Origin of the sequence: Pseudomonas trivialis, from assembly GCF_001439805.1 — a bacterium.
GTDB lineage: Bacteria > Pseudomonadota > Gammaproteobacteria > Pseudomonadales > Pseudomonadaceae > Aquipseudomonas > Aquipseudomonas trivialis.
Genome location: NZ_JYLK01000017.1, coordinates 15,607 through 29,568 on the forward strand (window position 1 = coordinate 15,607; position 13,962 = coordinate 29,568).

At 56.9% G+C, this 13,962-nt stretch carries 11 protein-coding genes and 2 pseudogenes; 7 read left to right on the forward strand and 6 right to left on the reverse strand.

The window, feature by feature from the left end; all coding sequences use genetic code 11:
- Nucleotides 1-141: 141 nt before the first annotated feature.
- Together TU79_RS27050 and TU79_RS20875 are read right to left on the reverse strand one after the other, a co-directional pair.
- Nucleotides 142-504 (reverse strand): annotated as a pseudogene (locus TU79_RS27050) (PAS domain-containing protein); the annotation flags it as partial.
- Entirely contained in the window at nt 505-1,179 is a 675-nt protein-coding gene (locus TU79_RS20875) for an HAD family hydrolase (RefSeq protein WP_057009773.1), read from the reverse strand. It abuts the pseudogene before it with no gap.
- Nucleotides 1,180-1,373: 194 nt separating this feature from the next.
- On the opposite strand from TU79_RS20875, the gene TU79_RS20880 reads away from it, so the two are divergent.
- Nucleotides 1,374-3,572 (forward strand): OsmC domain/YcaO domain-containing protein, encoded by a 2,199-nt coding sequence (locus TU79_RS20880; RefSeq protein ID WP_057009774.1) that lies wholly within the window; start codon nt 1,374-1,376, stop codon nt 3,570-3,572.
- Between the two features lie 64 nt (nt 3,573-3,636).
- Here TU79_RS20880 and TU79_RS20885 read toward each other — a convergent pair whose 3' ends face one another.
- From TU79_RS20885 to TU79_RS20895, 3 genes are all read right to left on the reverse strand, one after another.
- Nucleotides 3,637-4,803, reverse strand: a complete 1,167-nt coding sequence (locus tag TU79_RS20885) for a cystathionine gamma-synthase (protein ID WP_057009775.1) — start codon at nt 4,801-4,803, stop codon at nt 3,637-3,639.
- Entirely contained in the window at nt 4,800-6,176 is a 1,377-nt protein-coding gene (locus tag TU79_RS20890) for a pyridoxal-phosphate dependent enzyme (protein ID WP_057009776.1), read from the reverse strand. The genes TU79_RS20885 and TU79_RS20890 overlap by 4 nt, the downstream gene beginning before the upstream one ends.
- Before the next feature lie 131 nt (nt 6,177-6,307).
- The gene (locus tag TU79_RS20895; protein ID WP_057009777.1) at nt 6,308-7,198 is read right to left on the reverse strand and encodes a serine hydrolase domain-containing protein; all 891 of its coding nucleotides are present in this window, start codon (nt 7,196-7,198) and stop codon (nt 6,308-6,310) included.
- Between the two features lie 217 nt (nt 7,199-7,415).
- On the opposite strand from TU79_RS20895, the gene TU79_RS20900 reads away from it, so the two are divergent.
- From TU79_RS20900 to TU79_RS20930, 6 genes and pseudogenes are all read left to right on the forward strand, one after another.
- Nucleotides 7,416-7,625 carry a hypothetical protein gene (locus TU79_RS20900; RefSeq protein WP_057009778.1) on the forward strand — a complete coding sequence of 70 codons (210 nt, stop codon included), beginning with the start codon at nt 7,416-7,418 and terminating at the stop codon, nt 7,623-7,625.
- 194 nt (nt 7,626-7,819) lie between these two features.
- The gene (locus TU79_RS20905; protein WP_057009779.1) at nt 7,820-8,368 is read left to right on the forward strand and encodes a GNAT family N-acetyltransferase; all 549 of its coding nucleotides are present in this window, start codon (nt 7,820-7,822) and stop codon (nt 8,366-8,368) included.
- A 236-nt stretch (nt 8,369-8,604) separates the two neighbouring features.
- Nucleotides 8,605-9,108 carry a GNAT family N-acetyltransferase gene (locus tag TU79_RS25555; RefSeq protein ID WP_082638616.1) on the forward strand — a complete coding sequence of 168 codons (504 nt, stop codon included), beginning with the start codon at nt 8,605-8,607 and terminating at the stop codon, nt 9,106-9,108.
- A gap of 55 nt (nt 9,109-9,163) precedes the next feature.
- Nucleotides 9,164-9,631, forward strand: a complete 468-nt coding sequence (locus TU79_RS20915) for a DUF1203 domain-containing protein (RefSeq protein WP_057009780.1) — start codon at nt 9,164-9,166, stop codon at nt 9,629-9,631.
- Between the two features lie 212 nt (nt 9,632-9,843).
- Nucleotides 9,844-10,824 (forward strand): annotated as a pseudogene (locus TU79_RS20920) (IS5 family transposase).
- 391 nt (nt 10,825-11,215) lie between these two features.
- Nucleotides 11,216-13,084: an ATP-dependent nuclease gene (locus TU79_RS20930; RefSeq protein WP_057009783.1), complete on the forward strand. Its 1,869-nt coding sequence runs from the start codon at nt 11,216-11,218 to the stop codon at nt 13,082-13,084.
- A gap of 188 nt (nt 13,085-13,272) precedes the next feature.
- On the opposite strand, the gene TU79_RS20935 is transcribed toward TU79_RS20930, so the two are convergent.
- Entirely contained in the window at nt 13,273-13,959 is a 687-nt protein-coding gene (locus TU79_RS20935) for a tetratricopeptide repeat protein (protein WP_057009784.1), read from the reverse strand.
- Nucleotides 13,960-13,962: the final 3 nt, after the last annotated feature.

A 13,962-nucleotide genomic window follows, 5' to 3' on the forward strand; every position in this document is an offset into this window, starting at 1 on the left:
GGGTTTGCCTCGGCTGATCCGCTGGTACAGCGCCTGCGCGCGGCGGATCTCATCGGCGGTGGGCTTGACCCGCACCGACTCGAAACCGACCACGCGGCTGCCGTCATATATCGGCGTGACGTAAGCGTTGACCCAATAGTGGTCGCCGTTTTTCGAACGGTTCTTGACGATGCCCATCCACGGCTGGCCTTGCTTGAGCGCGCGCCACATGTGCGCAAACACCGCCGGTGGGACATCGGGGTGACGCACGATGTTCTGCGGCGCGCCGATCAGGTCGGCACGGTCAAAACCGCTGATGTCAACGAACGCGTCGTTGCAGTAAGTGATCATCCCCTGGGTGTCGGTGGCGGAAATGAGTTTCTGCGACGGCGCGAGGGAAATCTCACGCTGTGTTACGGGCTGGTTGTTGCGCATGGTGCTGCTCCCTGAAGTGCCAGACAGGTCATCGGCACCAACGCGAATAAGTTGATGGCCGATTTTTCGCCAGGCACTGCGGGACGGCATTCAGGGGCGTGAAGCCACCTCATCGAGGTGGTCGAGCAAGTCCTGCGGGTCTTCATAAACCCGCAGCGCGCCCGCACGTTCCAGTTCGCCGATGTCATAGCCCCCCGACAGCAGGCCGATTCCGGTGGCCTTGGCGCGCCGCGCGGCGAGCATGTCCCACACGGCGTCGCCGATCACCAGGCACTCGTCGATCGGCACCTTCATATGCCGGGCGGCGGCGAGAAACAGGTCCGGGTCCGGCTTGCCGTACTTCACATCGTCACGGGTGATGATGTTCACCTCGTCAATGTCCAGTTGCAGCGCCTTGAGGTTGATCTTCGCGGTGTCCAGGCCGCCGCTGGTGGCGATGCACCAGGTGAGGCCGCCCTGGTTGAGGTGGTCGAGCAGCTCGACGGCGCCCGGCAAGGCGATGATCTGCCCCTGCAATCGCGCATACGCCTCGGCATGCAGTTGGCTCAGGCGTTCGGCTTGCGCCTCGCTGATATCGAGGCCGGTTTCGCGGGACAACGTTTTGAGCATCAGGCCGCCGCTCATGCCGATCCTGCGGTGGATGCGCCACATCGCAAGGGGGATGCCTTCGGCGTCGAGGGCTTCTTTCCAGGCGGCCACGTTCTGATAAACGCTGTCGGTGAGCGTACCGTCGAGGTCGAAAATGAAGGAGGTTTGAGGTCGCATGGGGCTGTTCTCCGATCAGAAAAAAGATGATGGGACATCAGCTTGAGTGACATCACAGGGCTTGGAGTGCCCCGAGGTTTTGCCGTTCGATTTTTCGCTCATTCGCGCAGGCTTTGGCAAAAGCCTGAAACTTTCCGGGGAAAAACCTCATAATGGCGGCCATTTTTGTTCAGCCGTTATTCTGGTGTGCCCCCATGGAAATCAAGGTCAACTTTCTCGACAACCTCCGACTTGAAGCGAAGTTCGATGACTTCACGGTGATTGCCGACCAGCCGATTCGCTACAAGGGCGACGGTTCGGCGCCGGGGCCCTTTGATTATTTCCTCGCGTCGTCGGCGCTGTGCGCGGCGTACTTCGTCAAGCTGTATTGCCAGACGCGCAATATCCCCACGGAAAATATCCGCCTGTCGCAGAACAACATCGTCGACCCGGAAAACCGCTACAACCAGATCTTCAAGATCCAGGTCGAGTTGCCCGCCGATATCTCCGACAAGGACCGCCAGGGCATCCTGCGTTCCATCGACCGTTGCACCGTAAAGAAAGTGGTGCAGGCAGGTCCCGAGTTCGTCATCGAGGAAGTCGAGAACCTCGACGCCGATGCGCAGGCCCTGCTGATGCCCGGCTCGACAGCAGGCGCGGGCACCCGCATCGCCGGCAAGGACCTGCCGCTGGAGCAGACCATCGCCAATATGTCCACCATCCTCGCCGGGCTTGGCATGAAGATCGAGATCGCCTCGTGGCGCAATATCGTGCCCAACGTGTGGTCGCTGCATATCCGCGATGCGCAGTCGCCGATGTGCTTTACCAACGGCAAGGGCGCCACCAAGGAAGGCGCGCTGGCGTCGGCCCTGGGTGAGTTCATCGAGCGGCTCAACTGCAACTTCTTTTACAACGATCAGTTCTGGGGCGAAGAGCTGGCCAATGCGCCGTTCGTGCATTACCCGGATGAGCGCTGGTTTCAGCCTGGCCCCAACGACGAACTGCCGGGGGACATCCTCGACGCGTACTGCCTGAAGGTCTACAACCGCGACGGCGAGTTGCGCGGTTCGCACCTGTTCGACACCAACTCCGGCAACGAAGCGCGCGGCATCGTTGCGCTGCCGTTTGTGCGCCAGTCCGATGGCGAGGTGGTGTATTTCCCGTCCAACCTGATCGAGAACCTCTACCTCAGCAACGGCATGAGCGCAGGCAATACCCTCGCCGAAGCCCAGGTGCAGTGTCTGTCGGAGATTTTCGAGCGTGCGGTGAAACGCGAAATCATCGAAGGCGAATTCGCCTTGCCGGATGTGCCGGCTGACGTGCTGGCCAAGTACCCCGACATTCTGGCGGGCATTCAAGGCCTGGAGGCCCAGGGCTTCCCGGTGCTGGTCAAGGATGCGTCCCTGGGCGGCGAGTTTCCGGTGATGTGCGTGACCCTGATGAACCCGCGTACCGGCGGCGTATTCGCCTCGTTTGGCGCGCACCCAAGCCTGGAAGTTGCGCTGGAGCGCAGCCTCACCGAGCTGCTGCAAGGCCGTAGTTTCGAAGGCTTGAATGATTTGCCGCAGCCGACCTTTGAAGCCCAGGCGGTCACCGAGCCGAATAACTTCGTCGAGCACTTCATCGACTCCAGCGGCGTGGTGTCGTGGCGCTTTTTCAGCGCGCAATCGGATTACGAATTCGTCGAGTGGGACTTCTCCGGCCAGGGCGAAGACTCCAATGCCGAGGAAGCCGCGACCCTGTTCGGCATCCTCGAGAGCATGGGCAAGGAGTCGTACATGGCGGTGTACGAGCACCTGGGCGCCACTGCGTGCCGGATACTGGTGCCCGACTATTCGGAAATCTACCCGGTGGACGACCTGATCTGGGACAACACCAACAAGGCGCTGTTCTTCCGCGAAGACATTCTCAACCTGCACCGCCTGGATGACGCGCAACTGCACGCGCTGGTCGAACGCCTGATCGAAAGCGAGCTGGACGACTACACCGATATCACCACGCTGATCGGCATCGAATTCGACGACAACACCGCGTGGGGCCAGTTGACCATCCTGGAGTTGAAGCTGCTGATCTTCCTCGCCCTCAAGCAGTACGAAGAGGCCAAGGAGTGCGTAGAGATGTTCCTGCAGTACAACGACAACACCGCCGAACGTGGCTTGTTCTACCAGGCGCTGAACGCGGTGCTGGAGATGGAGCTGGACGACGACCTGGCGCTGGCAGACTACGAGGCCAATTTTCGCCGTATGTTCGGCACTGAACGCATGGATGCGGTGATTGGCTCCGTGGACGGCAGCGTGCGCTTTTATGGCCTGACGCCGACCAGCATGAAGCTCGAAGGGCTGGACCGGCATTTGCGCCTGATCGAGAGCTACAAAAAACTGCACAGCGCGCGGGCCGGGGTTACCTCCGCCTGAGACACGGTTTTCGTGTGGGAGGGAGCAAGCCCCTCCCACATTTGACCGTTGCTGCCTGGACTCTTTAGATGTGAGCCAGGGCCTGCGCCAGGTCGGCGCGCAGGTCTTCTACATCTTCAACCCCTACTGACAGGCGCACCAACCCATCGCCAATCCCCAACTGCGTGCGCGTGGCCGCCGGGATGCTGGCATGGGTCATGATCGCCGGGTGTTCGATCAGGCTTTCCACGCCGCCCAGGCTTTCGGCCAGAGCGAAGAGGTTGACGTTTTCCAGAAAACGTCTGGTACCGGCCAGGTCGGTGTTCAAGTCCACGCAAATCATCCCGCCAAACCCGTGCATCTGTTGTTGCGCCAGGTCGTGCTGTGGGTGGGATGTCAGGCCGGGGTAGTGCACCCGCGCCACTTGCGGTTGCTGCTCCAGCCAGGTCGCCAGTTGCAGTGCGTTGCTGCAATGGCGCTCCATGCGCAGGGCCAGGGTCTTCACGCCGCGCAGGGTCAGGAATGCGTCGAACGGCCCGGCAATGGCGCCAACCGAGTTCTGCAGAAAGCCCAGGCGCTCGGCCAGCTCCGGATTGTCGCCGACAATCGCGATGCCACCAATCACGTCCGAGTGGCCGTTGAGGTATTTGGTGGTGGAGTGCACCACCACATCAAAGCCCAGCTCCAGCGGGCGCTGGATCCATGGGCTGGCGAAGGTGTTGTCGGCCACGCACAGGATGCCGCGCGCACGGCAGAGACGCGCCACGGCGCGCAGGTCGGTGAGGCTTAGCAGCGGGTTGCTCGGGGTTTCGACCCAGACCATGCGCGTGTCGTCCTGCAACGACGCGTCAAACGCTGCCATATCGCTCAGGTCGACATAGCTGAACCGATGCCCGGCGCTGCGTTGGCGCACCTTGTCGAACAGGCGGAAGGTGCCGCCGTACAGGTCATTGCCGGAGACGATATGCGCGCCGGCATCGAGCAATTCCAATACGGTGGAGATCGCCGCGAGGCCGGAAGCAAAGGCAAACGCCTGGCTGCCGCCTTCCAGGTCCGCGACACAGCGCTCCAGGGCAAAGCGCGTCGGGTTGTGGGAGCGGCCATAGTCAAAGCCCTTGTGCACACCGGGGCTGTCCTGCAGGTAGGTGGAGTTGGCGTAGATCGGCGGCATCAGCGCGCCCGTGCTCGGGTCGGGCGATTGCCCGGCGTGGATCACACGGGTGGCGAACGCGCTTTTATCGGGCTGGCTCATGCAAGGGATCTCCGTAAATGGTTGAGCAGGTCGACACGGGTGATCAGGCCATGGAAGCCCGACGCGTCGGCAATGATGGCGACGAGGCCGCGATCCAGCTCGGCCTGCAGTTCGTCCAGGCTGGCATCGGGGGCGAGGGTGTGCGGGGTGTTCGCCATGGCGCTGGCAACGGTCATGGAAAAATCCGCGGCGTTATGATGCAGGCCCAGCAGGATGTCGGACTCGTCGATCACCCCCACCAGTTCCTGGCCGCCCACCAGCACCGGCAACTGCGACACGTCGGCCAGGCGCATGCGCTGGAAGGCGGTGAGCAGGGTGTCGTCGGGGCTCACGCTGATGACGCGGCCGTCCTCGAAACGGCGGGCGATCAGGTCGCGCAGGTCGCCGTAATGTTTGTACTGCAACAGGCCGGCGTCGTTCATCCATTGGTCGTTGTAGACCTTCGACAGGTAGCGCGTGCCGGTGTCGCACACAAAGGTCACCACACGCTTGGGCTCGGTCTGTTCGCGGCAGTAGCGCAGCGCGGCGGCGAGGAGGGTGCCGGTGGACGAGCCGCCGAGAATGCCCTCGGCCTTGAGCAACTGGCGCGCGTGGTCGAAGCTTTCTTCATCGCTGATGGAGTAGGCGTGGCGCACGCTGGAGAGGTCGGCAATCGATGGGATGAAGTCCTCGCCGATGCCTTCCACCGCCCACGAGCCGGGCGTCTCCAGCCGCCCGCTGCGGCTGTACTCGGCCATCACCGAACCCACCGGATCGGCCAGCACCATCGCCAGCTGCGGCTGCACGCGCTTGAAAAACCGCGTGAGCCCGGTGAGGGTGCCCGCTGACCCTACGCCCACCACAATCGCGTCGAGGTCGTGCTGGGTTTGCGCCCAGATCTCCGGCGCGGTGCTGGTCTCGTGGGCCAGCGGGTTGGCCGGGTTGTTGAACTGGTCGGCGAAGAAAGAGCCAGGAATATCCTTGGCCATGCGCGCGGCCACGTCCTGGTAGTACTCGGGATGGCCCTTGCCCACATCGGAGCGAGTGATATGCACCTCGGCGCCCATGGCCTTGAGGTGCAGCACCTTTTCCGTGGACATCTTGTCGGGCACCACCAGCACCACGCGATAGCCCTTGGCCCGGCCGACCAGCGCCAGACCCAGGCCGGTGTTGCCGGCAGTGGCTTCGATAATGGTGCCGCCGGGACGCAGGCGACCATCGCGCTCGGCCGCGTCGATCATCGCCAGGCCGATACGGTCCTTGATGGAACCCCCGGGGTTCTGTGATTCGAGCTTGAGAAACAGGGTGCAGGGGCCGGTATCGAAACGGCTGACGCGAACCAGCGGCGTGTTGCCGATCAGCTCGAGCACGGCGGGGCGGGTGGGTGTAGGCATGTCGTCACCTGAGTGCGGAAGGGGGACAGCAAATGCAAAACATGCCTTGGACCATAGGTCGAGATCGTGCCACTCGCAACCGGGCGGTCGGGTGGGTGTCTTTTTTTGGCGCATGGTGGATCAGGACGTCTTCAGCCACCCTGACGCAAAGCCTGCATCAGTTGCTCAACAACGAAGGCTTCGACGGCACCTTCACTGGCGCCCGCTTCAAAAGCAGCACAACACGCCGATTTTTCGCCAGCGCAGAGCCGGTAGACAGCAATGACACTGCCTGGTCCGCCGCCCGTGTGTCCACACAGGGAATACCCTCCGTCAATCGTCCCCTGCATCACGCCAAGGCCATAACCCGGCTTGATCCAGGGGCGTCCGGGAATCGGACCGCCCAGAGTTCGCACTGTCTGCATTTCCTCAAGCAAGCTCGCTGGGAGCAGCAGGTCTGCACAAAAGAGTCGATCCAGAAATAACGCGGCCTGCGACACCGGGCCGATCAACAAACCGTGATAAACCCAAGCGGGGTCATACTGTGCGGGACTTCCAAAATGGGTTGTTTGCAAATCCGCCCGCGTTTTTGCAAAGCGAATGTTCGATAGGCCCGAAGGAGAAAGTGCCCGTTGAACCACCGCTTCCTCAAGCGTCAGATTTGTCAGCCGTTCAATCAGCCTGCCGATGAGCAGGTAGCCGACATTCGAATAACACCAACCCGTTCCGGGACTGTATCGAAGCCGAGCGCCGTCGAGACGCCGCATCATTTCATCGGTTGGCCAGGCTGGCTCATTGTTCTTGACAGCGGCATGATAGGCCGCCAGTTCGCCGTAATCAGCCAGACCTGCTTCGTGACGCAGCAGCTGGCGTAACGTAAAAGGCTGATCAGGGATCGCGTCGTCCAACCCGATCAACCCGTCACGTACCAACGATAGGGCTGTCGCCGCCAGGACTGTTTTCGTAAAGCTCCACCAGGGTGCCATCGGTTCTGATCGATCAGGCGTCAGGGGTTGACCATTCGATAGGAGTGAACTGAACATTGGCTTCCCTGTGTTGAGTGGATCGACAGCCCGACAAGTGTGAGAGCAGCTATGAAGATTGTAACCAGCATAATCGCTTTAGGCATGGCGTACGCCGCCTGCTCATCTGTTTACGCTTATCCAGCTAGAGTGGCTGCGGGAGAGAAGCCAGACAGTTACCTGATCTGCGGCTCGCCGGCGCCGCAGCAGTTGGCGGGAAACGGCGGAGCAGGCGGGAATGGTGGCGCTGGAGGAAGTGGTGGGAGTGCGGGTGGAAATGGTGGGGCCGGCGGTAAGGGTGGAAACGGCACTGTTCCCGGTAAAGGTGGTAATGGCGGCGCCGGTGGAACGGGTGGTACGCCAGGCGCAAAGGGCGCGCCAGGTGCGGACGGTGCAAAAGTCCCCGGCAATGAGCCTGATGAAAAATCACGCACCTGAAGTGGCTTGAGCCCCTGCACCGCAGAGGCAGGTTTCCTTAATTGAATAGAACATTCTCAGGGCAGAAGGCCATATGTAGTGGATCAGGATAAGGTGCGTGAGGGCGTTCGGGCAATCGGCCAGCCGTGGAGGTGAGCAGCCAGCAACTTAACCTTTCTGGGTTCTACTCAGTCAAACTTGGCTATCAATGAACCAGGAGAGGTTATGAACTACTCGGTGGAAGGCAACTGCCTTCGAACATTGGAACGTAACGATTTCGAGTTGATCAGCCGTTACGAAAAAGCGAACCGTGCGCATCTAAAGCCTTGGGAACCCCGGAGGGACGCAGAGTATTTCACCATTGACAACGCCAGGGCCAGAGTCGAACAGCAGGTGGAAAGCATGGAAGCCGCAACGTCCATGTTTTTCCTGTTGCTCGATAACGAGAGCGGAGAGCTTCTCGGTCGATGTAACTACACGAATATTGTGAGGGGCGTTTTTCAGGCCTGTAACCTCGGTTTTTCATTAGCCGTATCTGCGCAAGGCCAGGGTTTAATGAGAAAAACACTTCAGATCACTAACCGTTATTGCTTCGAGCAAATGGCGCTTCATCGAATCATGGCCAATCACCTACCCAGCAATATCCGAAGTGAACGTCTTCTAGAATCACTGGGGTTTGAAAGGGAAGGCTGTGCGCGTGCCTATCTGAAGATTGCAGGGGTGTGGGAGGATCACACGTTGAGATCTTTGATCAATCCGTTGGACTGTATTTAAGTGCCGCTACGGAATCTCCTCCTGGCTCTTCACCGGGCCGATTCAAGCGGGGCAAATGTCTCCAGCGTTTTCTCTCGCCGGCCGTACGCGCATTCGCTGACTGGATCGCCGAGCTTGTACGCGACGGCGATTCTCTTTCAGCCGCGTGGCACTGTGCCGGTAGTGAAGCCAAACTAGGAACCCAATATCAGGCTCTCTATACTGGTCATCCCTGGACGGTAGTTAGAGCGCCAAATATGCCCGTCACATTCAATCAAAACCCCCACATCATTTTGGTCCTGGCTCAACAAAGCGACTTGGACAATCTCGTGGCTATTCGAATTGAAGCCATGCGCGAAAGTCTGGAACGTGTTGGGCGATTCGATCCCGTGCGTGCGCGCGAGCGATTTCTTGGCGGCTTTGAAGCTCGCAACACACGCTACATTGAGGTATCTGGAGAGAAGGTTGGTTTTGTAGTGGTCAAGCATCACCACAATGAACTCCTGCTCGACCACTTATATGTAAGACCGAGCGCGCAAGGATCAGGTGTAGGGTCAGCTGTTCTCACTCAGATTTTCAAAGAGGCGGATGCCGCTGCGCTCCCTGTTAAAGTTGGCGCTCTCATAGGAAGCGGGTCGAATCGCTTTTATATCCGCCATGGCTTCCAGTTCATCGAAAGCAGTGAGTTCGACAATTATTATGTTCGTCAGAGTATTCCGGCGATTGGCGGCAGCTTGAATAAAGCAGCAAGAATCGGATAGCAGGTACGGTACGAATTCCAGTCTGATAAAACTTCAAACCCATAGGAGTTCGATCATGGCGTTTCGTATCACTGGCCTTTCCCCCGAGCCATTCCAGTCACTGTTTGGATTGCCCGACCAAGATCTCGCATCGCTCGGGATAAAGCGTTACATCGTCGACAGCCACCCAGGCTTTCCTGACCGTATCGAACTGAAGGATGCGCAGCCAGGTCAGAGCGTGCTTTTACTCAACCATGTCAGCCAGCCCGCCACGACGCCATACCGCGCTTCACACGCGATCTTCATACGGGAGTGGGCCACGCAAGCCTATGACGCAGTCGATGAGGTACCCGAGTCCATGCGAATCCGCCTGCTATCACTTCGCGCTTTCACTGATGATGGGATGATGCTCGACGCCGACGTCGTTGATGGAATAGCAATGGAAACTGTCGTTACTCGGATGTTTGCCAATCCAGAGGTTGGGTACATTCACGTGCACAATGCCAAGCAGGGTTGTTACTCCGGGCGGATAGATCGGGCGTAGTCGACGCAGGTGTTGGTGGTTGGTTCTTCTTTCGGCTTTGCTGGGCAGCGACGGGCCGGTTGCTGCCCGCCACGAACGGCAGAAATCGGCCAAAAGCGGTCGTTCGTTTCTTTCATCAAATAACTGACATTAACTGAGCCGCTAGGGAAACTCTAAAAAAGACTTCCTGATTTGGCAAAATCTCCGCACACCATTCGCCGAGCTTTTCGATGATGAAACAAATGACCTTCGCCGATGCCGAGTACGCCGGTAAGCGCAAGCAGACTCGTAAGGAATTGTTCCTGATCGAAATGGATCAGGTGGTGCCCTGGAAGGGTTTGATTGCCTTGATCGAACCGCATTATCCAAAGGGCGAAGGTGGTCGTCTGGCCTATCCACTGATGGCGATGTTGCGCGTGCATCTGATGCAGAACTGGTTTGGCTACAGCGATCCGGCGATGGAAGAAGCGCTGTATGAGACGACCATCCTGCGTCAGTTTTCGGGTATGAACCTGGAGCGAATACCGGACGAAACGACCATTCTCAACTTCCGTCGTCTGCTGGAAAAACATGAGTTGGCGACCGGAATTCTTGGCGTGATCAATGGCTATCTGGGCGACCGTGGTTTTTCGCTGCGTCAAGGCACGATCGTCGATGCCACACTGATTCATGCGCCCAGTTCAACCAAGAACAAGGACGGCAAACGCGATCCGGAGATGCATCAGACCAAGAAAAGCAACCAATATTACTTCGGCGCTAAAGCCCACATCGGTGCCGACGACGAGTCGGGTCTGGTGCACAGCGTGGTGGTCACGGCGGCCAATGTTGCAGATGTCACGCAGGTCGACAAACTACTGCATGGCGAGGAAAACGTGGTGTGCGCCGATGCGGGTTATACCGGGGTTGAGAAACGCGAAGAACACGCCGGGCGTGAGGCGATCTGGCAGATTGCAGTGCGGCGCAGTACTTATAAAAAGCACGGAAACCGTAGCGCCTTGTACAAAGCGATACGCAGAATCGAGAAGGCCAAGGCCCAGGTTCGCGCCAAGGTTTAGCACCCGTTTCGGGTGATCAAGCGCCAGTTTGGCTATGAAAAAGTGCGCTTTCGGGGCTTGGCCAAGAACACCGCGCAGATGGTGACGTTGTTTGCCCTGTCGAACCTGTGGATGACGCGACGATACTTGTTGTCGAACGCAGGAGAGGTGCGCCTGTAATGCAGAAAATGGCGGTGGTAAAGCGCATTGTAGCGGCCCAGGGTGCTGAAAAATGAAGATGACTGATCAATTTTCGATGTGCGCCGTTTTCAAAAAAGTGCTGACGGCTCGATAGTCGGAAAATATCCGGCTATTTCAGAGCATCCCTAGTGTTTGGTCTCGCAAATACGCACTCTTTTAACGAGTGGCTGTGGTGGCCAGGCAAGGCGCCCCGAAGCGCTTTAACACGCTCAGGGCGAGAGCGACAACGAAGTGTGTCTGCAACAGACGCTGTCAAAAAAGATCAGTATTTACTAGTCAAGGCACTAGAAATTAACATGCCTACGCGACTATTCTCGAGCCCACTTTCCAGCGATACTTGCATCGCTTCAAACCCTTGATAAGGAATTCTATGTCATTTCCAGTGAAGGTCGAATCGTCAATCCCTGGCTACTCCACCACCTTAACTCGAACAATTACGCTCAACACAGGACTAACTGTCCTTCTTGGGCCAAACGGTTCTGGTAAAACTCAACTGCTACGTGGACTGATGGGGAACATAAGTAGCCACGCGGCAAACCGAAAAGTCCGTTTTATCTCCGCCGGTCGTATAGGCTCGCTAGAAAACTTTCGCTCTGATTATGACGGGCATCGCGGCGGCTCTCCGTTATATGAGCACCTTTCGTTCGGCAGCAAGGGTGATCTCGAACGACGTCATCGCATTGAAACTTTGAATGGTGACTTTCAGACTCTATCTCAGCGACCCGATATCCAGGTAAAGATACAGGAAAGACTGAGAAAGCTCTTTCGCCGAAATTTACTGATTGAATGGGATGCTGGTAATCTAGCAGTAAAATTCGCTCGACTTGAAATCGGTGCTTCTCCTTATTCCTCGGGCAGAGAAGCTTCTGGATTGCTCCACTTAGTAGGTATCCTCACGGCGTTATACGATGACGAAGTCGGAGTTCTTTTGTTGGATGAACCAGAGGTGTCACTTCATCCTCAGTTGCAGGCTTTCCTAGCAAATGAAATCAGATCTGTCTCAGGTCACCCTCTAGAAGGACCGACGAAGAAGATCGTCATCATTGCTACGCATTCGACCGAAATGTTCAAAATCTCCAAACCCTCGGATCTGTCTAACCTTATCTTCTGCCAAGATATAAAAGAAAATCCAACTCAGATCGACCCAGAGGCGGGGGAGCTTAAAAATAAAAAGGTGAAGGCATTGGTTTCACGCCTAGGCCAAGAGCATAAGTTATCCCTGTTTTCTAACCGTCCACTGCTTGTAGAGGGGCCATCAGACGTTATTATTTGCACAGCTATCGCTTCGAAACTGGAAAGGCACCTAGAAGCGGCAGGCTCGCAGCTTTTACCGGTAGTTGGTAAAGGTCAAATGCCTACAACCATGAAGTTGCTGAGATTGCTTGGAAAGCAACCGGTTATCTTAGTTGATGCGGATGCCATCACAGATGGTCTAGAATTGATGACTGACTTACTGAAAGACAATGCAGTCGCCGATGCAAGAGCTAATTTGAACGGTTTTCCAACCGCACTAAAGATGGCGCAAACTATATTTTCGGATTTTTGTGAGTTAATAGATAAGCAATGGGAAGTTGTAAGTTGCGTAGCAGAAAGTCACCCCTACTGGGTGAATCGCAACACAGACGAGGAAAATCAGGCCAAACGACGCGCTGCATTTTGTATCTTGTTTGTCAACAATCCAGAACGATTGGCAGAACTCAATTTAACGCAAGCGTGGCTCGGAATTAGGACAAGGCTCTTGGTGCTATTGGACTTACTAGAAATCGCCGGCTGTTTTGTGCTGCGCCGTGGATCAATAGAGTCGTATTATCAGCTGTCCGATCCTTTTACCTCACAAGAGAAAGCCACTGCCGCAGCAATAGAGATGGAACATATAGATCAGCTAGAACCTGCGGTAGTTGAAAATCTTTATGAAGACATATCGAGATGCATCAGCTACGCAGCAAATACTTCTCCTATTAATGAGGCAGAGTCAATCCGCGATATATTGCTATCAATTGCAGCTCCTACTTTGGCGAAAATGCAGGCAGGCGCTTCAAAAGAGGAACTGGTGATTTCCATTCAATCTTTTGCTGGAGATAGGGCAAAGCTGTTTGATATTGATGTAGTGGAAGGTTTTCTGAAAATATCACTGGCAAGTAAAGTATTAGATATACCGGGCCTCCCGCTGACGCTTGCCGTAGGCGACAACATTATCGACCGTGTAAATGAAGCCCTTGGCTTGAACTGTTCTGGTTAGCATAGGATGGGCACTTAAGTGCATCCACCGTAGGTAGATTGCGAAGCTTTCTCAAAAGATAGGAATCGGCCAATAGCTCCCTATATTAATGGCAGCTATGGGTCGATTTCTGCCGTTCGCGACCGGCAGCTTTTGGCCAATTGCTGCCCTTCATAAAAGCCAGCAATCAGCCAATAACCACGCTCCTGTTAAGGCACCGATATCCCATACTCAGCCAGCTTCGCCTTGTGCTTCTCCTCCACATATTTCTTATCGACGATCTGCGAGAACTTCAGGAAGTCAGCCTTCGCGCCGTCCCTGTCTCCCAAATGGTCGTACGCGACACCGCGCGCGTAGTAAGCCCAGGCAAAGTCAGGCTGGCGTTGAAGGCCGGTGCTGAATGCTTCAGCGGCTTCTCGGTACTGACCCAGGTCTGTCAGTGCGAGGCCCAGGTGGTAGTAGGTCGGCATGTGGAAGCCCGAGCCTTTTCCGGCTTCTCCCAGACCGTTGTCCAGGTTGTACTGCACCAGTTCAAGGGCTTTTTTCGGGTTGCCAGCGTCGCGATACATGGCACTCAAGTCCAGGTTGGCGCGCGGGTCAGGCTTGGTCGCCAATTGCAGGGATTTTTCCTTGGCTGTAACGGCTTGCGCAAATTGCTTGAGGTTGCTGTAGGCGTCCGCCTGCAACGCGTACACCAGACTTTGCAGTGAGGCGGGCAGGGTGTTTTTCTGCAGGCACAAATCACCTTCCTGCAGCACCAGAGGGTAGTTCTCGGCTTTATAGGCCTTGAACTGAGTTGCGCAGTGCGCAAGGTTGGCTTTTTGCGGGTTCTGCGTTCCGGCACATCCGGTGAGGATGAAGACGCATGCGATGAGTGCGGGCCAGCGAATAGTCATGAA

Bases quoted from the DNA above. Each gene is read 5' to 3' on its own strand.
- TU79_RS20880 (WP_057009774.1), top strand. From the start codon at position 1,374: ATGGAAATCAAGGTCAACTTTCTCGACAACCTCCGACTTGAAGCGAAG.
- TU79_RS20895 (WP_057009777.1), bottom strand. From the start codon at position 7,198: ATGTTCAGTTCACTCCTATCGAATGGTCAACCCCTGACGCCTGATCGA.
- TU79_RS20885 (WP_057009775.1), bottom strand. From the start codon at position 4,803: ATGAGCCAGCCCGATAAAAGCGCGTTCGCCACCCGTGTGATCCACGCC.
- TU79_RS20935 (WP_057009784.1), bottom strand. From the start codon at position 13,959: ATGACTATTCGCTGGCCCGCACTCATCGCATGCGTCTTCATCCTCACC.
- TU79_RS20915 (WP_057009780.1), top strand. From the start codon at position 9,164: ATGGCGTTTCGTATCACTGGCCTTTCCCCCGAGCCATTCCAGTCACTG.
- TU79_RS20875 (WP_057009773.1), bottom strand. From the start codon at position 1,179: ATGCGACCTCAAACCTCCTTCATTTTCGACCTCGACGGTACGCTCACC.
- TU79_RS20930 (WP_057009783.1), top strand. From the start codon at position 11,216: ATGTCATTTCCAGTGAAGGTCGAATCGTCAATCCCTGGCTACTCCACC.
- TU79_RS20890 (WP_057009776.1), bottom strand. From the start codon at position 6,176: ATGCCTACACCCACCCGCCCCGCCGTGCTCGAGCTGATCGGCAACACG.
- TU79_RS20900 (WP_057009778.1), top strand. From the start codon at position 7,416: ATGGTGGCGCTGGAGGAAGTGGTGGGAGTGCGGGTGGAAATGGTGGGG.
- TU79_RS20905 (WP_057009779.1), top strand. From the start codon at position 7,820: ATGAACTACTCGGTGGAAGGCAACTGCCTTCGAACATTGGAACGTAAC.
- TU79_RS25555 (WP_082638616.1), top strand. From the start codon at position 8,605: ATGCCCGTCACATTCAATCAAAACCCCCACATCATTTTGGTCCTGGCT.